Genomic DNA, 20,661 nt, shown 5'->3' with positions numbered 1-20,661 from the left:
CGCCTTAAGAACCGTTCTTGGTCTTTGGTTTCAAAGCTCAGCTCTTTGTAGAGTTAAATCATAAAAAAGCGCTCTTTCGAGCGCTCAATAAGCGGATTAACTTTTCCGCAAAAGCCATAGCTTCAGCAGCATATACAACACCGCAGCCACTATCGCTCCCAATAACAATCCATCTTCTTTAATCGGAAAGTTAGGGTTAATTTCTATCTCAAATACAATATTCATAGAATGCAAAACCAGTAACACATACGTTAATGTACGTGATAGATCCGACAGCACTTTAGCAATTATCTCTACAACGTTGTTTTTGTTTGTCTTCATGCATTTTCCTCCAGAAATTTAATGCATGATTAACTAGGTTTGGGACACGGAAAAAAGCGAGCCACGCGGCTCGCCAGTAAATTACCATCAGTCATCTGATATTATATCGAGCCAATATTTTTCGGCTGCGGCAAAATAATCTAATGGTGGTATTAAAAAGACATCTATAAATTCATCTCTGAATACTTCACAAAAGGCACATATTTCTTCAACGTGAAGTAGAAGAAATGCGTACATAGGGATACCTTCCAAATAACGCATGTCCTCAAATTCAGGGTTTTCAGCAAGAATCTGTTTACTCACACTAATGCCGCAAATAGTACCGTTTACCTCTCGATGAAGATAAATATAGCGCTCATAAGTTAAATTTAGACCTTCTTCATTATCGTTTGTAATACAGGCAAGCCAAAGGATAGTTCCATGGTCATCAAATGGTGACTTACTGGCTCGCTTATATACTCTTGTGAATAAATTCTTTTTATCAGTTTTATTGCTCATATTAACCTCGTGTTATGTACTCAAGGTTAACTAGGCACGTTAAAAGGGAATGTTATGGTCTTCTAATAGTATCTTCGCAAATTTTATTGCTAGCTCTTTGTGTCTATCCACATGAATTGTTTTTTGCAGATAATACAAAACTTGTTCTTTACGTTCGCCCTTACGTGTTGAGTAATCTATTTCCCCATCAACATAGTTTAAAGGATGCAACATCGCTGCTTCATAGAGTTTTTCGATTACAAAGTCGAAAGTGGTTGGTAGAGTCTCTATGTCCAATTCAAAAGAGTTGTTATTCATGTCATTCTCGTGTTTTAGTTAAAAAACTACGTATGAGCATCAATTGGGAATTTATCGGTTTATAGAACTAAACCTTCATAAAAGTCTTAAGTTAAATTCACGATTACTGGATATTTAAAACGCACTACAAGCCATGGCTAACATGTCTTCGTTATTAGTGAGTAACCACTTGCTGTAATGCTTTTCTATCATTTTTATACTGTTATGACCCATTTGCCGTGCTACCCAAGCCAGCGGAAGGCCTGCCGATATAAGATGCGAGGCATATGTGTGTCTAGTTTGGTTAATTCCCCGTAAACGAACCCCACTTTTTATAAGCAGCTTTTTATAAGTTACGTTCCGAAACTGATTGTCATGAGATAATGCCAGCCCCGTTCTTGAGTCAAAGAACACGAAGGTTACCTCTTGTTGCTTTTGGCTACGATTGTCTGGCTGAGTAACTGAAATATTTGAAATTGGGGAAGGCCTCAACATTTTTTGCCTCATCAGTATCTCTCGAGCTTTTGGTAATAACTCTACTATTCTTATACTCGATTCGGTTTTAGGTGTTTTATAGTCCCGCTCTACCACTGCTCGTTGGACATGAATGATATTTCGATTAAAGTCGATGTCCTCCCAGGCCAAGGCCATAAGCTCACTTAATCTTAGTCCTGCATAGCAATTGAAAAGCACCATATTTTGCTCTGATTTTCGCGGCGTTTCTGTCAACGCTATGCGTCTAATTTCAGGCTGGGTGAAAGGATCTGGCTGACTTAAAGAAGCTTTCAACTTCAGCACCCTCGAAGTTGTGAGTGAGGCTATTGGATGTTTGTCTATCACTCCCTCTAACTGTGCAATAGTAATTATTTGAGAAAGAAGACTGACTAATTCTTTGATGGTTTTGTCGCTCAAATACGCTAGCTCTATTGCTACCCATTTCTCAATATCCAATGGAGAGATTTCTGTGACACAAACGGATTCGAATTTAGGCTTTATATGTTTTCTAATTTTTCGTACATAATTTTTATAGGTGCAAGAAGCCAGTTTATGGCGCTTGATTTCTAAAAAGGTACTTATGTAGTTAGCCATGTCGAATTTATCAAGGCGGTTCGTGGCTGATGTTAGAAGCAGAAATTTATTAAAATTGTATTTTGCGAGCTGCTTATACTCTTTTACCAATTCGGCGGCTTTGAAGAGACCTGTTTTAGACGTATCAATATCCGTAGCTGGAATTCGATACAATTTTTTGTCTGCTCTGATGAGCAATCTAATTGATGTTGTGGAGCGGATATCCAAATTTTTGATATCGTTGGCTTTACAGAATGCTTTTGCGGCTTTTACTGATAGTTTCATGGTAAACTCAATTTCGTTTACCTATTGATTTTAATGACTTTTTAATATATAAAAAGGAATCTTCGCTGCAAAGCTCAGACTAAATTCCTTCCAAAGTAAGACTTTTCGCTATCCATTCAACGCTATAGTTCATATTACGTACAATAATTATATCGTTTTCAAAAGTCGCTAATTGCTATTTTGACGTTTAATAAAAATGTTATACACTCATCAAAACTTAGTCGCAAAGATCCCAAAGTGATCCCAAACAAAAAAACCAGCGACTAAGTCACTGGTTTTATTGATAATTTTGGCGGAGAGAGAGGGATTCGAACCCTCGTTAGGTTTAACCCTAAACACACTTTCCAGGCGTGCGCCTTCAGCCACTCAGCCACCTCTCCAAATTTTTTATCAAGACGGTTTCAGTTACGAAACCACTTGAGCGCGCGTATAGTAGGTAAACCCGCGACTATTATCAAGAACTTGCTTAAAATAAGTATGCAAGTGCTTATAAAACAGACTATTTACTACAAGCCGCCCTTTGCTTTCAATTCAGCTGAAAATTGCAGCATGCGATCAAGGGGGATTAACGCTTCAGTGCGAAGTGAATCATCCACAAAAATTTCGTGTCCTTCACTTCCCTCGGTTAACGACGCCTTAATCGCCTCTAACCCGTTCATTGCCATCCATGGGCAGTGAGCACAACTTTTACACGTAGCGCCGTTACCGCCCGTTGGAGCCTCTATAAACGTCTTATTTGGCTCTAACTGCTGCATCTTGTAAAAAATACCTTTGTCGGTAGCAACAATAAAGGTGTCATTGTCCATCTCTTGCGATGCTTTAATCAGCTGACTTGTTGAGCCAACTGCATCTGCCATGTCTACAACACTGGCCGGTGACTCTGGGTGTACTAACACTGCGGCGTTGGGATAAAGGGCTTTCATATCGCTAAGTTTTTGCGCAGAGAACTCGTCGTGAACAATACACTCACCCTGCCACATTAGCATGTCGGCACCGGTTTGCTTAGCAATGTATGCACCTAGGTGCCTGTCAGGGCCCCAAATTATCTTTTTACCCTGACTGTCGAGGTGCTCGACAATTTCTAACGCAATACTTGAAGTAACCACCCAATCAGCTCGCGCTTTCACAGCAGCGGACGTATTAGCGTACACAACAACAGTATGGTCTGGATGCTGGTCACAAAACTCACTGAACTCTTTTGCTGGGCAGCCAATATCCAGTGAACACGTTGCCTCGAGCGTCGGCATTAGCACTGTTTTTTCGGGGCTAAGGATTTTTGCCGTCTCTCCCATAAAGCGTACGCCGGCAACAATCAGAGTGTGTTCTTCTGCATCACGCCCAAATCTCGCCATTTCTAACGAGTCGGCAACACAACCACCAGTTTCCTCAGCTAATGCTTGAATTTCGTGGTCGGTGTAGTAATGGGCTACAAGCACGGCATTACGCGCCTTAAGTAAGGCTTTTATTTCTGCCTTTAACTCGGCTTTACGTACTTCTGATAATGGCTGTGGTTTTGCTGGGAACGGGTAATCCACCTGCTCCACACGAAATGCTACTGACATTTACCTACATCTCAATTGCGACAAGGGTCGCGATTATACCCAAGTGTCATAAAAATTACACACTACATGATCAACAATAGCGTAATAAAAGGTCTTAACGTTGTAAGCTGTCGGCTATTAACGTCTGATACTCATCGCGGGAGTAGCGAATGTTTCAAAATGACGACTACAGTACCTGCAAAACTGCTTATAAGACTGCTCATAATAATCGATACTAGGATCAGAAATTGTGAGATCAAAGAGTCTGCAATAAAGAATGCTTGAAGAGCCTACATCAGAAGCGATAAGGACGGCAGTTGTTATTGTATTCGTGCGCTATAACTTAGCTAAGGATGTGTGGCAATGTGCTTAAAACGATGACGCGTTTTGATAAAGATATCTGAGCTTTGAATTTTAACGTGGGAATGCTTAATTAGTATAGGAAAAGGATGGTGGGTCGTGCTGGATTCGAACCAGCGACCAATTGATTAAAAGTCAACTGCTCTACCAACTGAGCTAACGACCCATCCGATGACACAAGACATAAATAACGTAAAGTGTAGAAGCTTAAATGATGGTGGGTCGTGCTGGATTCGAACCAGCGACCAATTGATTAAAAGTCAACTGCTCTACCAACTGAGCTAACGACCCATCATTTAACGCCTGAAAAGAAGTGGTGGGTCGTGCTGGATTCGAACCAGCGACCAATTGATTAAAAGTCAACTGCTCTACCAACTGAGCTAACGACCCTTCTTTTCGCTTGTTGCCTGTGTCTAGGCAACGGCGGCATATAATACTCAGTTTTTTACCTGACGCAACCCATAATGCCCTTTTATTTTGATATTTTCATTAAAACAGAATTAAGCGGTCAAAATGAAAACAAATAGCTGAGTATTTGTACCGTACTATCCTATATTTAATTAAAACGGACTCAGTATTACAATTCCAAACAAAGTAAAAAAGTGGTTATTAAACCGCGACAAAGTTACTGTCTTGCAAAGATGGTGAAATAAAAAAGCCCCTTTAACGGGGCTTTAATTATTACAAGTTGTTTAACCTTGATTCTGCTAAACGTTTAGCAGATGAATCGGGGTGCTCGTTCACTACTTGCAAAAATAGTTGACGTGCAGATGCACTATCACCATTTCTTTCAGCGATAACGCCAAGTTTCAATAGCGCATCAGGTCGCTTCGTTGAACTTGAGAACCGATTGACCACAATATTGAATTGCTCGCTTGCATCGCTCCACTGTTGCTTGTTAAACAACAACTGCCCAAGCCAGTAGTGCGCATTTGGCGCATATTCACTATTTGGAAAACCCTCGATGAAAGACTGAAAAGCAGGTATCGCTTTGTCGTACTCTCGCGACTTCAGAATGAGATTAACCGCACTCTCATACGCCTCGCTTTCTCCGACCTGCACAGACGATGCTGGTGCCGATTCCGGCACTGTGCTTACCGCACCAGAGGAGCTTGTGCTTGTTAACGCGCCACTTTGCTTGAGGGCCTCTACCCGTTTATCTATTTCTAGATAGAGTTCGCGCTGGCGTTCCAGCACTTTCTGCAGTTCATTGGTATTAACCTCAACTGCACCGCGAAGCTGGTCCACCTCATTTTGCATATTATCTAGTTGAGTTTGCATTCTATGCTGCATCTCAGTTCGACTTTTTACAATACGCTCTAGAACAACAATGCGCTGCTCAAGCTCGCTGCCGCCATTTACATTGACGACAGGGGCCTGTGCGTAGCTGGTGGAAGCAGTGAGGGCGGCACATAGCGTAACGCCCCACTTTATTGTGTCTCTTACTGAAGCTGCCATTAGCGGTATACAACCACTCCGCGACGGTTTTGCGCGAATGCATATTCAGTTGACCCCATTACCGCAGGCTTTTCTTCTCCATAAGACACGACCGATAATTGGCTGCTACTCACACCTGCGTTAAGTAGGTAGGTTTCTACTGACTGAGCGCGACGTTCGCCTAATGCAATGTTGTACTCGGGCGTACCGCGACTATCAGTATGGCCTTCAATGGTAACCTTCATGTTGGGGTTTTTTACTAAGAACATAGCATGCTTGTCTAGAATACGTTGAAATTCTGGTTTGATGCTAGCGCGGTCGAAATCGAAGTATACCGTTTGCTCGTTTTTGAGCGCTTCCATTTCTTGTTGAACCATTTCTTCTTGACGCTTCATACGCTGAGCCGCTTCAGCTTCAACGCGCTGCGCTTCAGCTTCACGAGCTTCAGCCTCGGCTTGAGCCTGTTCTTGTGCCATACGGTTGCGTTCTGCCGCTAACTCTTCTTCGCTAGGTCCCGATGAGCATGCCATCATTGTCACTACTGGCAAGGCGATAATGAAGCTTTTTATCACTTTATTCATTTGCATCCTACTAATCCTTAATTTTATTGTTTAGTCGTTAAATTGTTAGAACAAAAATGGTGACCAACTTGGCGATTTCACTTGCCCATTGGCTGCTGGTAACCTAGCTTTAAAGCGCCCGTCTAGAGAGACAAGTGATAGCACTTGCTTGCCCTCATGAAGAGTACTGTAAATAATCATGCTTCCGTTCGGCGCTACACTTGGCGACTCATCCAAATACGTTCTTGTAAGAACTTGCAAAGAGTCTCCGTCTAGCGCTTGCTTGGCAATATGGTAGTTACCATTTGTTTGGTTAACCACTACCATTTGTTTGCCGTCAGGCGTTAACGTTCCGCCAAGGTTTTGTTCACCGACAAAGGTGACTCGCCTTACTTTCCTAGAATTTAAATTTACGCTATATATCTGAGGTTTACCACCCCGTTCCGAGCTAAAAATTAAGCCACTGCTGTCTGGTAGCCATGCCGGCTCTGTGTCAATGGCTCTGTTTCGGGTAATACGACGCAAGTTTTTCGTCGCTAGGTCCATAATGTAAATCTCAGGGTTTCCGTCTTTTGACAACACCATGGCAAGTTGTTTGCCGTCTGGGGAAAACACTGGACTGCTATTAATACCAGGAAAATCAGTAATACGCGTACGTTCACTGGTGTATATGTCTTGAATAAATATTTGTGGTCTTCTGTTTTCAAAGCTCACATAGGCCAAACGCTCACCATCTGGTGACCATACTGGCGACATCAATGGCTCCGGAGATGAAAGAAGCCTAGTTTCGTTTACACCGTCATAATCTGCGATCACTAACTCATACGGTTTTTCAACGGTTTCTCTATCTCGAACGATCACATAGGCGATTTTCGTTAAGAATGCACCTCGAACACCTGTCAGTTTTTCATAAACAATATCGCTGATTCGGTGAGCATATTGACGAAAGTCTCTCGGACTTATTGACGCTTGGCGTGCTAAAATGACGTGTTCATTACTTGTGACTAATGCGCCGTCTTTTAATACTTTTGCTTTCCCTCCATCAAGCTGTCCTTTTAAAATATCGACAAGCTGATAAGACACGATATACTTGTCCGCGCTTTGCTGCTCAATGCTGCCTACTAATACGGTATCAACCCCAAGTGTTGCCCATGCAGTGTAACTCACCTCTTCTGCCGTCTCTGGATACTGGGGCATGCTATCTACCGAGATAGGATTAAACTTACCGCTGCGCATTAAATCGGCACGTACCACTTCTGAAATATCTCCTGGGGCAGCACCATCGCCTTTCCACTTAAACGGGACAATACCGATAGGTCTTGCGCTATCAACCCCTTCGGTAATGACAATCTCCAAAGAGGCTAATGCGTTTGCACTCACCGTTAGGGAAATCATTGCTATCCATAAACCTAGTTTTTTCATACCGCTATAATTCCACTTTTAAAGTTATATCTTTTAACTGCTCATAAACGTCGGGGGCATCAGATACCGGAAGTTTGTCTGCACGTCGAACTGCGCTTTCTGCCGCCCGACACAATGCGTCATTGCCATCTAAAACCCGAATACTGGTCACAAAACCCGTTGTCGCTAGCCGGATATTGAGTCTACACACTTTTCCGTCAAAACTATCATCTGAGTACAAATTACGTTTTATAGTTTGCTGTATCAATGCGGTGTATCGCTCAACTTCCGTGAGAACTTGCTGTTGACGCCTTTGTTGTTGAGCCGCTCGCTCTTGAGCAAGCTGCTCTTGCATAATCCTTTCCATCTCTGCTCTTTCAGCAGCTTCTTTTTGTTTTTTTAGTGCATCTGCTTTCGCTTTCGCCTCTCGGGCTTTACGCTCTTTTTCTTTTTGAGCAGCTAATCGCTTGAGTTCCTGTTGCCTTTTAGCCTCTGCCGCTTCTGCTTCACGCTTTTCTTGCGCCCGCTTGCTTGCAATGGCTTGCTGCCGTCTCTTCTCTGCGGCAGCGGCTGCTTGGCGCTGTTTTTCAGCTTCTTCAGCGCGAGCTTGTGCTTGAGCCTGAGCTTCTATTCGTTTTTTATCCGCAATAGCCTGCGCATCAATAAATGTTGCTTCTATTGTGGGTGCATTACTCGGTAGGCTAGGCAGAGGGTCGGGAGAGAAACTGACGCTTATCAGTAACACCATGGCAACCACGGCGTGAACCGCAAGGGACTTATAAAGTCCCTGCTTGTCATTGGGTTTTGAAGGTGCTCTCGCGCTGCGGCTATTCGTGAAGCTGTCAGCACTGCCCTGAGTACCGTTCGGCGAACTGCTTTGAGACCGATTGTTAACGCTAGCTTGCCTGCTATTTGAGGGACTACTCGGTTTAGTAGGGTTAGACATGCTGTGCCTACTCAACCGGGTCGGTCATTAAACCCACCGACGGCACGCCAGCTTGTTGCAGTAACACCATTAGCTGAATAACCTCGTTATAGGCCACCTGCCCGTCACCTTTCACCACCACAGGCGTGTTAGGCGATTTTTGCAGTTGTGCACTGACAATAGCAGCAAGCTCTTCTTCACTTATGGGCGACTCTTGGTCGTCACCCACATTGAGGAAGTACCTCCCCTTCACATCAACCGACGCGATAATAGGCGGATTATCCTCCTGCTCTATAGGGTTTGCACTGGCCTTCGGCAGATCCACTTTCACCCCTTGAGAAATTAAAGGAGCGGTTACCATAAAAATGATAAGCAGCACCAACATAACGTCGATGTAAGGCACAACGTTTATTTCTGATACCGGCCTACGGCGTTTTCTCACATACATAGCAACAACCTCCGCGGTAACGCTTAAACCTGATGTGCTTGGGCAGCAGCCTGGCGATGAAGAATTGCTGAGAACTCTTCCATGAAGTTACCGTAGCTATTTTCCAATTTTTCAACCTGATGGCTGAAGCGGTTGTAAGCAATAACCGCAGGAATTGCAGCAAATAAACCAATAGCAGTAGCAATCAACGCTTCTGCTATTCCAGGCGCAACCATCGCAAGGGTGGCTTGCTGCACTTCGCCTAATGCAATAAACGCATTCATAATTCCCCAAACTGTACCGAATAGGCCAATGTATGGGCTTATAGAGCCTGCCGTTGCTAAAAATGGTAGACGACTCTCAAGCTCCTCTACCTGACGAGACATAGACACGCGCATAGCGCGGTAAGTGCCATCAACAATGCCGTTTGTCGGGGTGTTGGATTTACGTAATCTCACGAACTCTTTAAACCCAGAACAAAAAATACTGCTCATACCGGTAAGACTGGCCCTTGATGATAACTCTTGATAGAGCTTGTTGAGATCGGCACCTGACCAAAACTTATCTTCAAATTGGCGCATTTCAGAACGCGCCGCATTAAGGGCTTTACTGCGCTGAAAAATAAAAGTCCATGATGCTACTGAGACGCTTAGTAACAACAGCATGACGAGTTGAACAATAAAACTTGCTTGTAAAAACAAGCCGATAAATGTGAGATCAGATGACACGCGAAATTTCCCCTAACAAAGTACGTGGTAGTCGTTTCGGCTTCATGGCCGCTAAATCGACACAGGCAACTTGAATATCTGCAGATACCAATTTTATGCCGTTGTTATTATTTATGATTTGTTGAAACGTCATACTAGCGCCTTTCAATTCTACAACGCGAGTTTCAATACTCAACAGTTCATTGAACCTCGCGGGCGCATAGTTATGCATCTCAACGCGTTTGACGACAAAAGCGATGGATTGTTCCATTAAAGTGTCTTGCTCAAACCCTAGACCTCTAAGCCACTCGGTACGCGCCCTCTCCATAAACTTAAGATAATTAGCGTAATACACGATACCGCCAGCATCCGTATCTTCGTAATACACTCTTATTTGATGTTGATGCATAACTATTCCCTAAACAATAAATAAATTCATCTATAAGGCAGATTAATAGTAGCTAAATTGCGATAAACAACATTTTAAAATAAGTCTTGAGACAGCATCAAGCCTGAGCTTTAATGTTTTCACAACCAATGCGCAACATTCAATTAACGCATTAGTTTTTCTAACTCAAAAATATAATTTTACTCAATTGTGCATTTTTAGAAGGTCTCTATAATGCATCGCATCAGTCGCACAGAGCGTGATGGTGCTTAGCACGGTCACGCACGAGTTAATCTCCTGTTAGACATGAGTTCCCTGGATTTATTTCCTTCAACACTTGTTGTTTTAGCCCGCTCTATGAGCGGGCTTTTTTTTTGCCTTGGATTTTCTTTCGCTCTTCGTTAGAGTGCTTCGTTGAAGTACATCGAAAAAAGAACAGCAGCGGTTGCTTCAATCGCCTGACCATAAATGGGTCAAAAGCTGGCTTTTAAGCCTTACCACCAGCTTTGCTATTCAATTACACAGGCGAAAAACTCCTATCGCTTAGGAGTAAAGCCAAAATGAAGGTAAGCACGCTGAGACGCAATACGACCTCTCGGTGTTCGCTGCAAAAAACCCTGCTGTATAAGAAAAGGTTCAATGACATCCTCGATAGTTTCTTTCTCTTCGCCGATAGCTGCAGCGAGATTATCTAAGCCCACGGGGCCGCCATCGAATTTTTCTATAATGGCAGAAAGCAATTTTCTATCCATATAATCAAAACCCTCTTTGTCCACATCGAGCATATCGAGGGCGTTGGCCGCTGTGTCTGCACCTACGGTGCCATCTGACTTAATTTCTGCATAATCCCTTACTCGTCTGAGCAGACGATTAGCAATACGAGGCGTGCCTCTAGCTCGACAGGCTATTTCTCTTGAGCCTTCTTCGGTCATAGTGAGATTAAGATATCGGGCGCTTCTGGAAACAATAGAAGTAAGGTCTTTCACTGAATAAAATTCAAGGCGCTGTACAATGCCAAAACGATCTCGCAATGGAGACGTCAGTGAGCCCGCACGGGTTGTTGCGCCTACCAGCGTAAACGGAGGCAGGTCGAGCTTTATTGAACGAGCAGCCGGTCCCTCGCCTATCATAATATCCAGTTGATAATCTTCCATTGCTGGATAGAGAATTTCTTCCACTACGGGGCTGAGTCGATGTATTTCGTCGATAAAAAGGACGTCGTTTTTTTCTAGATTAGTCAATAGCGCCGCTAAGTCGCCTGCCTTTTCCAACACCGGCCCAGACGTAGTCTTAATATTTACGCCCATTTCATTCGCCACGATATTCGCTAAGGTTGTTTTCCCAAGCCCTGGAGGGCCGAATATAAGAAGATGGTCAAGGGCGTCTTCTCTTTTACGTGCAGCTTGGATGAAAATTTCCATCTGCTCGCACACATGAGGCTGCCCCGTGTAGTCATCCAACATTTTCGGACGAATAGCGCGATCGATTACTTCATCTTCTGTATTTGCATCCGGCGTTATCAGTCTGTCGGCTTCAATCATAGTTCGTCTACTTTTTAATGAGATGGTTGCAGCACCTACAGTGCTGGATAATTGTTACAGGGCCGCTTTAAGTGATTCGCGTATTAGTGTTTCGCTTTCCATGCCGTCTTTGTACACACTATCCACTAACTTACTGGCTTGCGCTGGCTTATAACCCAGTGCAATAAGTGCACTTTGGGCTTCTTCTCGCGCACCGATCACAGTAACTATTGTGTTACCGGACAGCAGATCGCCGCTCGATACCGGGATAGCTACACTCTGCGTTTTTCCAAACTTGGCCAATCGATCTTTGAGTTCAACCACTAAGCGCTCCGCGGTTTTTCTACCAATACCCGGCAAGCTAACCAATGCAGAAACGTCTTCATTTTGCACGCTAGCCAGAAACTGGGGAGCCGACATTCCTGATAATATAGCCAAACCCAGCTTGGGTCCCACACCGTTTGCTTTTATCAGCTCTCGAAACAACCCACGCTCTAACTTATCGGCAAAACCAAACAGCAGCTGAGCGTCTTCGCGAACCACAAAGTGGGTATAAACCACCACCTCATCACCGACTGCAGGCAGTTGGAAAAAGCTAGTCATAGGCATGTGTATTTCGTAACCTACACCGGCTACATCTACAAGAATGTCTGGTGGCTGCTTTTCAGCCAACGTACCGCGAATTCGTCCAATCATTTATGTTCTCTTTATGGGCGCTTAAATGCTAATAAAAGGATTGGCTCTAGGAAATTAACGCAAACGACCACGAACGGTTTTCCGTGCTTGGCCCGCCATGTTAATAAGGCTTTGTTCGGTATTCGCATGACAAAGTGCCACAGCAAGTGCATCTGCTGCATCGGCCTGAGGCGTCCCGCTTAAATTCAGCAGGTACTTTACCATGTGCTGAACTTGCGTTTTATCAGCGTTACCTTTGCCTACAACGGCCTGTTTAATTTGCCTTGCACTGTACTCTGCAACAGGAAGCTGAGATTGAGTAGCTGCCACTATTGCAGCGCCCCTTGCCTGACCGAGCTTTAACGCAGAGTCTGGATTTTTTGCCATAAACACTTGTTCGATAGCAAACTGTGATGGGTTATATTGACGGATTATATCGCCAACACCAGTAAATATATTTGCAAGTCTGGAGGGTAAATCGGTCGTCCCTACCCGAATGCAACCGCTCGCCACGTAAACCAGTTTACCCTGCTTTCGCACAATTAAACCGTAGCCTGTGATCCTAGAACCTGGATCTATACCCAGTATAACCATTAAGCCTTACTCGGTACAAACAAAGATACCGCCTCTTTGTTTGAGGGCGACCACAAGCGTGCTAACGCCTCATCTTTCGATACCCATTCATACTGAAAATGTTCCGTAAGGGTTATCGGTGTTTTGCTGCTGACTTGAAGAGAAAATACATGTTCAGTGTTATGAAGCGTACCCGGAGGATAACGGTGACGCCATCGCTCGCGAATAACATACTGGTTTTGCTTGTTGTGATTGGTGATACTCAAACCTAAGGTTTTGGCATCAATACCGGTTTCTTCAGCCACCTCTCGATAGGCTGTTTCAATGGGCATTTCGCCGTCTTCTAACGCACCAGTAACAGATTGCCAAAAAGACGCGTCATCCATTCTTTGCAATAGCAGCACTCGATGGTGTTCATCGAACAACACCACCAGCGCTGACTCTGGCTTTTTATAGGCCATAAATTAAGATTGCTTCTTCACCGTCGCAATGGCCAAGTCTTCAAGCTGCTGCGGGTTAGCTGGGCTTGGTGCCGATGTGAGTGGGCAAGCAGCCGTGGTAGTTTTAGGGAACGCCATCACATCGCGGATAGAGGTAGCCCCTGTCATCAACATGACAAGGCGATCTAAACCGAATGCTAAACCTGCGTGAGGCGGAGCGCCAAAACGAAGGGCATCGAGTAAGAAACCAAATTTGTTTTTCGCTTCTTCGTCGCCTATTCCTAAAATATTGAACACGGTAGACTGCATATTCTCATCGTGAATACGAACCGAGCCACCGCCTAATTCAACGCCGTTAAGTACCATGTCGTAGGCATCAGACAATGCGCCAACCGGATTGGCTTTCAACTCTTCTGGTGTAAGCCCACGTGGTGCCGTGAATGGATGGTGAATAGCGTGAAGCTGACCATCAAACTCTTCAAACATAGGGAAGTCAACTACCCACAGTGGCTTCCATTCGCCCTCTAGCAATTCAAAGTCTTCGCCTAATTTTAAACGAAGTGCGCCCATGGCTTCTGTCACTACGGTGTAATCATCCGCACCGAATAAAAGAATGTCTCCCGCTTGCGCACCTGTGCGCTGGATAATAGCATCGGTCACATCTTCACTTAAAAACTTAAGCACAGGCGATTGCAGCCCTTCTTGACCAGGAGAAAGCTCGTTCACTTTAATCCACGCTAGGCCTTTCGCTCCGTAGATTCCAACAAACTTGGTGTACTCGTCTATTTGCTTACGGGAAAGCGTTGCACCGCCAGGTACTCGAATGGCGCTTACACGGCCTTTCGGGTCGTTAGCAGGTCCACTGAATACTTTAAATTCAACCTTCTCTAGTAAGTCGGCAACGTCGGTAAGTTCAAGAGGGTTACGCAAGTCAGGCTTATCACTTCCAAAGCGTTTCATCGCCTCGGCATAAGTCATTTGAGGAAAATCACCAAGATCTACATCTAGCATTTTGGTAAACAAATCGCGGATCATACGCTCGGTAATACCCATCACGCTTTGCGCATCTAAAAATGTCGTTTCGATGTCGATTTGAGTGAATTCTGGCTGACGATCAGCACGTAAATCTTCGTCTCTGAAACACTTCACTATTTGGTAATAGCGGTCCATGCCCGACATCATCAGCAGTTGTTTAAATAGCTGAGGCGATTGAGGTAATGCGAAAAATTCGCCTTTGTGCGTACGACTTGGTACCAAGTAATCTCTCGCACCTTCAGGCGTCGCCTTAGTTAGAATAGGCGTCTCAATATCTAAAAAGCCTTCTTCTTCTAAGAAGCGGCGAACCGCGCCAGTCACTTTGGCTCTAAACTGCAAACGCTGGCTCATTACCGGGCGACGAAGATCGAGATAGCGATAACGCAGGCGCTGTTCTTCTGAATTTTCTTGATTCCAGTCTAAAGGAAGTACATCAGATTTGTTGATCACTTCAAGGCCCGTGCCCAAGATCTCAATTCCACCTGTACGCATTTCTTTATTGATTTGCCCTTCTGGACGAGCGCGAACTTTACCGATTACCTTTACACAAAATTCACCGCGAAGGGTGTTAGCAACGGAAAGTACCTCAGGTAAATCAGGGTCGAAAACAACCTGTACGATACCTTCTCTGTCGCGAAGGTCGATAAAGATAACGCCACCTAAGTCACGACGTTTGTTAACCCAGCCACAAAGCGTGACGTCTTGCCCAATATAAGTTGAATCGATGTTCCCACAGTAATCTGTGCGCATGGTCGTTGACCCCTGATAATTTTCTTGCTTAACGTGATGATTTGCGTACTTTATGGTGCCGAACTAATGCACTACACTAGCGCCTCTTCTGCAGATTCGTAGAACGGTATACGAAGTCGCAGTGTAAGCGAGTTATAAGGTACGTTTGTTAGTAGAGAAGCTCTACAGAAGCTATCACGTTTAATGTATTAGATTTAAGGTCGCATAGTATAAACAAATGCGTCGTAAAGCCCAATGACAAATATGAACAATACCGCATCGAATAAGTTTGACGCCCAACAAAACTTACCGCCTGTATTCATAGGCTTGCCCATGTGGCAGCACAGCCATTGGCCAAATTCATGGTTTGCGTCATTTCCCAAGGCCAAGAGCCAGCTTGTTCATTACGCGAATGAATGTAATACCGTTGAGGGTAACACCACGTTCTATTCCCTTCCCGACGAAGATGCGGTAGCGCGCTGGGCAGACTCCGTGCCCTCACACTTCTCCTTTGCTTTCAAATTCAACCAGCAAATCACCCATGTAAATCAATTACAGCATTGTGAAGATGTAATACGGCAACAGTTGTCGCTGCTCGCTCCTCTTAAGCACAATCTCGGCGTGATGATGGTTCAATTACCCGCTAGCTTTGGTCCTGACAAATTGGCTGTGCTAGATGCATTTTTAAATCACATTCCCGCCTCAATGGATTTGGCTGTAGAAGTGCGACATAGACAGTTTTTTGCTAAGTCAGATGCTGAAAAAGCATTTAACCAGCTGCTGATCAAGCATAACGCAAACCGCATCATTATGGATACCAGAGCCCTGTTCACAGGACCTATCACCAATGAGATAGTTAAAGAAGTAAGAGGTAAGAAGCCCAAGGTGCCAGTAAATGTAATCGCTACCGGACAAAAGCCCATAGTGCGCTTTGTTGGAAACGACAGCGAAGCAGACAATACCGCTTGCCTTCGCCCCTGGGTAAACAAAATTCATCAGTGGCGTCTTGAAGGCCGGTCTCCCTACTTCTTCTGCCATCGACCAGACAATAAGGACGCGCCTTGGTTAGCGTCTTTGTTTATCAATTTATACAACGAGGCCTATCCAGCTTACTCTTTACCAACACTCGCCATGACTACGAACCCTCTTCAGGATAGATAATTGGACTCCCCTTTTATGAAGCTGTGAGTTATTTTACTCACGTCTAAGGTACTTATTTGGAGTCAAATTGTGAAAAATGCAATCGTAGGTGTAGATTTAGCTAAAAATGTGATTCAGGTTTGTGTTTATTCAAACCAAAAAGTGCGCTCTAACAAAGAGATGACAACGAACGAATTTACAGAATGGCTCGCCAATTCAACGCCTGTCGTAATTGTATTCGAAGCATGTGGTACATCAAATTACTGGAAACAAAAAGCAGGTTCACTAGGGCATGACGCTCGCCTTATATCACCTACTTTAGTTAAATCGGTTCGGCAGAATCAAAAAACAGACAAAAATGATGCGTTAGCGATCGTACAAGCATCCTTGTTACCTGATGTCACTTTTATCGCTGGTAAGTCTATTGAACAGCAACAATTGCAATCAATGATGCGTCTTCGAGAGTTATGTGTAAAACAAAAAACAGCCTCATACAATCAACTAATCGCTCTTTTGTCAGAATTTAATATTAAAGTCTCAAATAGAAATGGGGGCTTAAAAGGAACAATTGAAACTGTATTAGAAGATGCCGAGAATGGCTTTTCAGCTGAATTTAGGCAAGCCTTACATATGGCTTGGGAGCAATACTCGTCAATCGTTCAATCTATTGGTGTATATGATTCCTGTCTTGAAAATGCGCTTGAAAGTCACAGTGATTGTAAAAAACTACTACAGCTAGAGGGTGTTGGTCCTCTTAATGCCATCAATTTGTACATCGCATTAGGTTGTGCAGAACTAGGTGTATTTAAGAAAGGAAAAGATGCTGCTGCATGTATTGGTTTAACACCGATACAGCATTCATCTGGAGGCAAAGCTAAATTTGGCACTATAGGTAAGTATGTCAAAAATGGCTTGCTCAGGAGCCAACTTATTACTGGCGCTCTATCTGCTGTTAGTATTGCTATGAAGAAAGAGCCAAGAACAAAAAAAGACCTTTGGATAAGGGCGTTAGTCGAACGCAGAGGGAAAAAATGTGCATCAGTAGCATTGGCCAATAAAACAGTTAGAACTGCGTATGCTATGTTAACTAAAGGTACGGAATACGAAGCAGAGTTATTGCCGGATCCAGCAAGAGTTTAAGCAATAAAATGCAAAAATATTGATTTAAAATCAGCTAACTAATGCAGTGTGACAATGAGAGTTTTAGACTCGCAGGATAGGTTTGTAAGTTAGCCCGCGTAAATATCATAGAGTCGAGTTAGCTACTCAATATGAGCTCGTACATAAGTGCGCATTTAATTCTTTAGATTTGTTTTTATTGTTGACATCGGGGAGTCCACATAAGTTTGTTTTAGGTTCTCAAGGTGTGTAGTAAGGACTGGCGTTTCGTGAACTACGGCATAGCTTAATAAGCAGATAACGCTTTAAAGAATATCGATTGTTCAGTTTGCTATAACCATAAAAAAACCGCCAGTTTAATACTGGCAGATTGTAACGTACATGCAGAAACTGATTTATTTCATTTTCTTTCTTCGCATGAATACAAAGGCGGAAAGGGACAAAATAGCTAAACTCATCGGTTCAGACACGGAAACACTCGACATGCTCTGAATAAATGACGCTTGACTAACAACAATGTTATCTAAGAAATTGCCATACGTACCTGTATTTATCGTTGAAAAACGAATAGTTGTCGACACTGAGTCTGCAATAAATTGCCCATAAAATTCATTCCAATTCTTTATTTTATGGTCGTCAAACATTTGGCTGAACAAGATAGTATTGTTGCCACTTACAATATCAAGTTGGAAACTTTCATTGGCACGACGAGCAGCATAGGCAAAGGAAAAGTCGTATACCGTGTTTTCGCTTGAAGCAAAAGACTGAAAAATTGAGTACCGACCACCGTTCCCATTAGCATTTAACTCTGCATATTGACTACCATCAAATGCGTTTAAATTTTGAAAATTATCCCACAGCTCCATGTTGGTGCCGCTCCACCCGTCTACAGAGCCTGCGGAAAAAGATTTCCAGCTGTTACTTCTAATGTCGTTGTTTTCGAAGCTACCATTGAGAATGAGATTAGCATTAGCAATATTGTTGATCGAAAATAAAAGGCAAAGCGCCGCTGTCGTCGTTCGCATGAACTGCCCCACAGATGTTAAAAGACGTACATTGTAGTATGTCGGGTGTTCGTACCTGCGTATCTAATTCTTTCCCATAGTATCGACATTCATACTTCTCAACACGTGCAATAGTCGTTAACACAACACACTCATGAAGAAAAGAGACTTGAAGGCGCTATAAATTGGATGTTCCGAATATGCCGCAAGATGAGACGCTAGATAAATATATGCTCAACCTCATGGGCAAGACCTCTAACGTTAGATACATTCTTCAACGAAAATCTGCAGCGTCCAATTCGTGTTTTTTCATCAATTTATGCATATCAGTGCGATTTCTTCCCGCTAGATCCGCGGCTCGAGTAACGTTTCCGTCGGTCATTTTAAGCAGCTTGAACAAGTATTGTTGTTCGAAGGCGTCTCGCGCCTCGGTAAGCGTGGGCCAACTCTGCTTTGTGGCAGATAAGGCTTGTTCAACAAGGTGTAAAGGCACCACCGGTGTCTGGGTTAACGCCACACACTGCTCAACGACATTCACTAACTGGCGGACATTACCTGGCCACGAAGACGTGACTAACTGCTGCATAGCATCATCTGAGAACTGACTGACTTCAACACCGTGGCGCTGAGCACTTTGTTGCAACAAAGAGCGCGCAAGAAGTGGAATATCTTCGCTGCGAGACTTCAGTGACGGTAGTTTTAAATTAACCACATTGAGGCGATAGTAGAGATCTTCTCTAAATGTTCCCGCTTCCATTTCTTTATGCAAGTCTTTATGAGTCGCTGATATTATTCGAACATCAATATCAACTTGCTTACTACTGCCCACTGGACGAATCTGACGTTCTTGCAATGCACGCAACAATTTAACTTGAAGTGTCATCGGCATGTCACCAATCTCATCTAAAAAGAGCGTACCGCCATCAGCTTCTTTGAAAAGCCCTGCATGAGCAGTTACCGCTCCGGTGAAAGCGCCTTTTGCATGACCAAACAACTCGGATTCAAGTAAATTTTCGGGCAGCGCGCCGCAGTTTATCGCAACAAATGGCTTATCACGGCGGTTACTCGCTTTATGAATAGCATTGGCAAGAAGCTCTTTACCTGTTCCGCTGGCACCGCTAATTAATACCGATACTTCGCGCTGCGCAATACGAAATGCCTGATCCAGGACGTTCAGCATTTCGGGCGAGCGGGTGATTATTTCTCTTGCCCAATCACCTGGCTTCACTGCCTGCGATTGATTCAGTGCTTTTTGCAACAAGACGCGGAGCTCTTCGTGTTCAACAGGTTTTGGTAAAAATCCAAACACGCCGCGTTGCGTGGCTTCAATTGCATCGGCAATGGTGCCATGGGCGGTCATAAGAATGACGGGAATATCTTGCCTAATACCCATGATTTCTTCAAACAAGCTCAAACCATCAAGGCCAGGCATCCTCAAGTCACTAAGCACAACATCGAAGCTATTGCCCTGCAGTTTTTTGAGCGCGGCCTGCCCATCTTCAACTGCGGTTACATTATAACCTTCACCTTCAAGACGGATCGTTAGTAAGCGAAGTAAGCTTTTGTCGTCATCAACCAACAATAAGTCAGGATTGTTATTCGCCTTTTCACTCATTGTTGCGTACTCCTATTTTTATCCATCAATGTGGCTTCTATCTGTAGTAATTCTTCGAGTTTTTTACGTAAGCTATCTATTTCGCTTTGCAGTGTTATTAGCTTTTCACCGCGAGAGGTATTTTCTTTTTCCAACACCACCAGCGCAGACTCAAATTGCATCAATTGATTATTTTGAGCGCCAGCTATCACATCAATAATTTTACGGCTTTGTGGTATTAATCGTGGAGATAATTCGTTAAATGCTAGCTGTGCACGGAGTCTATCTTGGTAGGGTGTATCGTCCATAAGCGTAAGTATATAAGCGTGTAAACGATCGTAGTCACTGTTTGTTAACGCATCCAAAGTTTGCTTTCGTTGCGACCACGGCTGCGCAGACGCATTCACCCAAAGCCCGATCCAATGGTTCACATCACAGTTATACAAAAAATTTTCAGGTGGTTTTTCATACAAACAAAACGTACTATCGAGCGCCGTTTTTGTGTGCGTCTCTAACGCTTCAGGTACTTTTTCCTTTGCATCTATCAGACTCTCGCAACCTGCTAAAAAAAATACGGCAATAAAAAAACAACTAACTCTCATTTTACTTTTTCCTGTTGCGCAATGCTTATGCTGCAC

The 20,661-nt window shown here is 43.8% G+C and carries 22 protein-coding genes and 4 tRNA genes; 2 read left to right on the top strand and 24 right to left on the bottom strand.

All coding sequences use genetic code 11. The features are described 5' to 3' along the window. Nucleotides 1-96: 96 nt before the first annotated feature. The 21 genes from ACOJR9_RS06295 to aspS all read right to left on the bottom strand — a co-directional run bounded on the left by ACOJR9_RS06295 (nucleotide 97) and on the right by aspS (nucleotide 15,187). Nucleotides 97-321: a hypothetical protein gene (locus ACOJR9_RS06295; protein WP_420935471.1), complete on the bottom strand. Its 225-nt coding sequence runs from the start codon at nucleotides 319-321 to the stop codon at nucleotides 97-99. Between the two features lie 87 nt (nucleotides 322-408). Beyond that, nucleotides 409-819, bottom strand: a complete 411-nt coding sequence (locus ACOJR9_RS06290) for a hypothetical protein (protein ID WP_163105725.1) — start codon at nucleotides 817-819, stop codon at nucleotides 409-411. Between the two features lie 39 nt (nucleotides 820-858). Next, nucleotides 859-1,116 (bottom strand): hypothetical protein, encoded by a 258-nt coding sequence (locus tag ACOJR9_RS06285; protein WP_420935470.1) that lies wholly within the window; start codon nucleotides 1,114-1,116, stop codon nucleotides 859-861. 114 nt (nucleotides 1,117-1,230) lie between these two features. Continuing rightward, the gene (locus tag ACOJR9_RS06280) at nucleotides 1,231-2,448 is read right to left on the bottom strand and encodes a site-specific integrase (protein WP_420935469.1); all 1,218 of its coding nucleotides are present in this window, start codon (nucleotides 2,446-2,448) and stop codon (nucleotides 1,231-1,233) included. A 290-nt stretch (nucleotides 2,449-2,738) separates the two neighbouring features. Then, nucleotides 2,739-2,828: transfer RNA gene (locus tag ACOJR9_RS06275), tRNA-Ser, on the bottom strand. A gap of 126 nt (nucleotides 2,829-2,954) precedes the next feature. Further along, nucleotides 2,955-4,010: a quinolinate synthase NadA gene (gene nadA, locus ACOJR9_RS06270; RefSeq protein WP_420935468.1), complete on the bottom strand. Its 1,056-nt coding sequence runs from the start codon at nucleotides 4,008-4,010 to the stop codon at nucleotides 2,955-2,957. A 429-nt stretch (nucleotides 4,011-4,439) separates the two neighbouring features. Continuing rightward, nucleotides 4,440-4,515 (bottom strand) — tRNA-Lys (locus ACOJR9_RS06265). A 49-nt stretch (nucleotides 4,516-4,564) separates the two neighbouring features. Then, a tRNA-Lys gene (locus tag ACOJR9_RS06260) sits at nucleotides 4,565-4,640 on the bottom strand. 23 nt (nucleotides 4,641-4,663) lie between these two features. Beyond that, nucleotides 4,664-4,739 (bottom strand) — tRNA-Lys (locus ACOJR9_RS06255). A gap of 291 nt (nucleotides 4,740-5,030) precedes the next feature. Next, nucleotides 5,031-5,807: a tol-pal system protein YbgF gene (gene ybgF, locus ACOJR9_RS06250; protein WP_420935467.1), complete on the bottom strand. Its 777-nt coding sequence runs from the start codon at nucleotides 5,805-5,807 to the stop codon at nucleotides 5,031-5,033. Beyond that, nucleotides 5,807-6,373 carry a peptidoglycan-associated lipoprotein Pal gene (pal, locus tag ACOJR9_RS06245; RefSeq protein WP_420935466.1) on the bottom strand — a complete coding sequence of 189 codons (567 nt, stop codon included), beginning with the start codon at nucleotides 6,371-6,373 and terminating at the stop codon, nucleotides 5,807-5,809. The genes ybgF and pal overlap by 1 nt, the downstream gene beginning before the upstream one ends. Nucleotides 6,374-6,412: 39 nt before the next feature. Beyond that, a complete protein-coding gene (gene tolB, locus ACOJR9_RS06240) occupies nucleotides 6,413-7,768 on the bottom strand; it encodes a Tol-Pal system beta propeller repeat protein TolB (protein WP_420935465.1) in 1,356 nt (451 codons plus the stop codon). Between the two features lie 4 nt (nucleotides 7,769-7,772). Then, entirely contained in the window at nucleotides 7,773-8,495 is a 723-nt protein-coding gene (gene tolA / locus ACOJR9_RS06235) for a cell envelope integrity protein TolA (protein WP_420936071.1), read from the bottom strand. A 205-nt stretch (nucleotides 8,496-8,700) separates the two neighbouring features. After that, nucleotides 8,701-9,120 (bottom strand): protein TolR, encoded by a 420-nt coding sequence (gene tolR, locus ACOJR9_RS06230; protein WP_420935464.1) that lies wholly within the window; start codon nucleotides 9,118-9,120, stop codon nucleotides 8,701-8,703. Nucleotides 9,121-9,143: 23 nt separating this feature from the next. Next, entirely contained in the window at nucleotides 9,144-9,827 is a 684-nt protein-coding gene (gene tolQ / locus ACOJR9_RS06225; RefSeq protein ID WP_269517910.1) for a protein TolQ, read from the bottom strand. Then, nucleotides 9,817-10,215, bottom strand: a complete 399-nt coding sequence (gene ybgC / locus ACOJR9_RS06220; RefSeq protein WP_032096023.1) for a tol-pal system-associated acyl-CoA thioesterase — start codon at nucleotides 10,213-10,215, stop codon at nucleotides 9,817-9,819. Before ybgC ends, tolQ begins: the two co-directional genes overlap by 11 nt. Before the next feature lie 515 nt (nucleotides 10,216-10,730). Continuing rightward, a complete protein-coding gene (ruvB, locus tag ACOJR9_RS06215) occupies nucleotides 10,731-11,735 on the bottom strand; it encodes a Holliday junction branch migration DNA helicase RuvB (RefSeq protein WP_420935463.1) in 1,005 nt (334 codons plus the stop codon). A gap of 54 nt (nucleotides 11,736-11,789) precedes the next feature. Continuing rightward, nucleotides 11,790-12,410 (bottom strand): Holliday junction branch migration protein RuvA, encoded by a 621-nt coding sequence (ruvA, locus tag ACOJR9_RS06210; RefSeq protein ID WP_420935462.1) that lies wholly within the window; start codon nucleotides 12,408-12,410, stop codon nucleotides 11,790-11,792. Between the two features lie 54 nt (nucleotides 12,411-12,464). After that, nucleotides 12,465-12,983, bottom strand: a complete 519-nt coding sequence (gene ruvC, locus ACOJR9_RS06205; RefSeq protein ID WP_420935461.1) for a crossover junction endodeoxyribonuclease RuvC — start codon at nucleotides 12,981-12,983, stop codon at nucleotides 12,465-12,467. Next, nucleotides 12,983-13,423, bottom strand: a complete 441-nt coding sequence (gene nudB / locus ACOJR9_RS06200; RefSeq protein ID WP_420935460.1) for a dihydroneopterin triphosphate diphosphatase — start codon at nucleotides 13,421-13,423, stop codon at nucleotides 12,983-12,985. Before nudB ends, ruvC begins: the two co-directional genes overlap by 1 nt. 3 nt (nucleotides 13,424-13,426) lie before the next feature. Further along, nucleotides 13,427-15,187, bottom strand: coding sequence for an aspartate--tRNA ligase (gene aspS, locus ACOJR9_RS06195; protein WP_420935459.1), 1,761 nt, complete (start codon nucleotides 15,185-15,187; stop codon nucleotides 13,427-13,429). Nucleotides 15,188-15,421: 234 nt separating this feature from the next. On the opposite strand from aspS, the gene ACOJR9_RS06190 reads away from it, so the two are divergent. After that, nucleotides 15,422-16,327 carry a DUF72 domain-containing protein gene (locus tag ACOJR9_RS06190; protein ID WP_420935458.1) on the top strand — a complete coding sequence of 302 codons (906 nt, stop codon included), beginning with the start codon at nucleotides 15,422-15,424 and terminating at the stop codon, nucleotides 16,325-16,327. Between the two features lie 69 nt (nucleotides 16,328-16,396). Then, complete coding sequence (locus ACOJR9_RS06185; RefSeq protein WP_420934858.1) at nucleotides 16,397-17,446, top strand: IS110 family transposase; 1,050 nt, start codon at nucleotides 16,397-16,399, stop codon at nucleotides 17,444-17,446. 374 nt (nucleotides 17,447-17,820) lie between these two features. On the opposite strand, the gene ACOJR9_RS06180 is transcribed toward ACOJR9_RS06185, so the two are convergent. From ACOJR9_RS06180 to ACOJR9_RS06170, 3 genes are all read right to left on the bottom strand, one after another. After that, the gene (locus ACOJR9_RS06180) at nucleotides 17,821-18,450 is read right to left on the bottom strand and encodes a response regulator receiver protein (protein WP_420935457.1); all 630 of its coding nucleotides are present in this window, start codon (nucleotides 18,448-18,450) and stop codon (nucleotides 17,821-17,823) included. 253 nt (nucleotides 18,451-18,703) lie between these two features. Beyond that, nucleotides 18,704-20,044: a sigma 54-interacting transcriptional regulator gene (locus ACOJR9_RS06175; RefSeq protein ID WP_420935456.1), complete on the bottom strand. Its 1,341-nt coding sequence runs from the start codon at nucleotides 20,042-20,044 to the stop codon at nucleotides 18,704-18,706. After that, nucleotides 20,041-20,625 (bottom strand): hypothetical protein, encoded by a 585-nt coding sequence (locus ACOJR9_RS06170; RefSeq protein WP_420935455.1) that lies wholly within the window; start codon nucleotides 20,623-20,625, stop codon nucleotides 20,041-20,043. Before ACOJR9_RS06170 ends, ACOJR9_RS06175 begins: the two co-directional genes overlap by 4 nt. Nucleotides 20,626-20,661: the final 36 nt, after the last annotated feature.

The sequence above is a fragment of the Alteromonas ulvae genome, from assembly GCF_048987005.1.
GTDB lineage: Bacteria > Pseudomonadota > Gammaproteobacteria > Enterobacterales > Alteromonadaceae > Alteromonas.
This window is presented reverse-complemented; position numbering and strand designations above follow the sequence as displayed.

Coding starts and splice junctions, on each gene's coding strand:
- ACOJR9_RS06295 (WP_420935471.1), bottom strand. CDS start 321: ATGAAGACAAACAAAAACAACGTTGTAGAGATAATTGCTAAAGTGCTG.
- ACOJR9_RS06290 (WP_163105725.1), bottom strand. CDS start 819: ATGAGCAATAAAACTGATAAAAAGAATTTATTCACAAGAGTATATAAG.
- ACOJR9_RS06285 (WP_420935470.1), bottom strand. CDS start 1,116: ATGAATAACAACTCTTTTGAATTGGACATAGAGACTCTACCAACCACT.
- ACOJR9_RS06280 (WP_420935469.1), bottom strand. CDS start 2,448: ATGAAACTATCAGTAAAAGCCGCAAAAGCATTCTGTAAAGCCAACGAT.
- nadA (WP_420935468.1), bottom strand. CDS start 4,010: ATGTCAGTAGCATTTCGTGTGGAGCAGGTGGATTACCCGTTCCCAGCA.
- ybgF (WP_420935467.1), bottom strand. CDS start 5,807: ATGGCAGCTTCAGTAAGAGACACAATAAAGTGGGGCGTTACGCTATGT.
- pal (WP_420935466.1), bottom strand. CDS start 6,373: ATGCAAATGAATAAAGTGATAAAAAGCTTCATTATCGCCTTGCCAGTA.
- tolB (WP_420935465.1), bottom strand. CDS start 7,768: ATGAAAAAACTAGGTTTATGGATAGCAATGATTTCCCTAACGGTGAGT.
- tolA (WP_420936071.1), bottom strand. CDS start 8,495: ATGGTGTTACTGATAAGCGTCAGTTTCTCTCCCGACCCTCTGCCTAGC.
- tolR (WP_420935464.1), bottom strand. CDS start 9,120: ATGTATGTGAGAAAACGCCGTAGGCCGGTATCAGAAATAAACGTTGTG.
- ybgC (WP_032096023.1), bottom strand. CDS start 10,215: ATGCATCAACATCAAATAAGAGTGTATTACGAAGATACGGATGCTGGC.
- ruvB (WP_420935463.1), bottom strand. CDS start 11,735: ATGATTGAAGCCGACAGACTGATAACGCCGGATGCAAATACAGAAGAT.
- ruvA (WP_420935462.1), bottom strand. CDS start 12,410: ATGATTGGACGAATTCGCGGTACGTTGGCTGAAAAGCAGCCACCAGAC.
- ruvC (WP_420935461.1), bottom strand. CDS start 12,983: ATGGTTATACTGGGTATAGATCCAGGTTCTAGGATCACAGGCTACGGT.
- nudB (WP_420935460.1), bottom strand. CDS start 13,423: ATGGCCTATAAAAAGCCAGAGTCAGCGCTGGTGGTGTTGTTCGATGAA.
- aspS (WP_420935459.1), bottom strand. CDS start 15,187: ATGCGCACAGATTACTGTGGGAACATCGATTCAACTTATATTGGGCAA.
- ACOJR9_RS06190 (WP_420935458.1), top strand. CDS start 15,422: ATGACAAATATGAACAATACCGCATCGAATAAGTTTGACGCCCAACAA.
- ACOJR9_RS06180 (WP_420935457.1), bottom strand. CDS start 18,450: ATGCGAACGACGACAGCGGCGCTTTGCCTTTTATTTTCGATCAACAAT.
- ACOJR9_RS06175 (WP_420935456.1), bottom strand. CDS start 20,044: ATGAGTGAAAAGGCGAATAACAATCCTGACTTATTGTTGGTTGATGAC.
- ACOJR9_RS06170 (WP_420935455.1), bottom strand. CDS start 20,625: ATGAGAGTTAGTTGTTTTTTTATTGCCGTATTTTTTTTAGCAGGTTGC.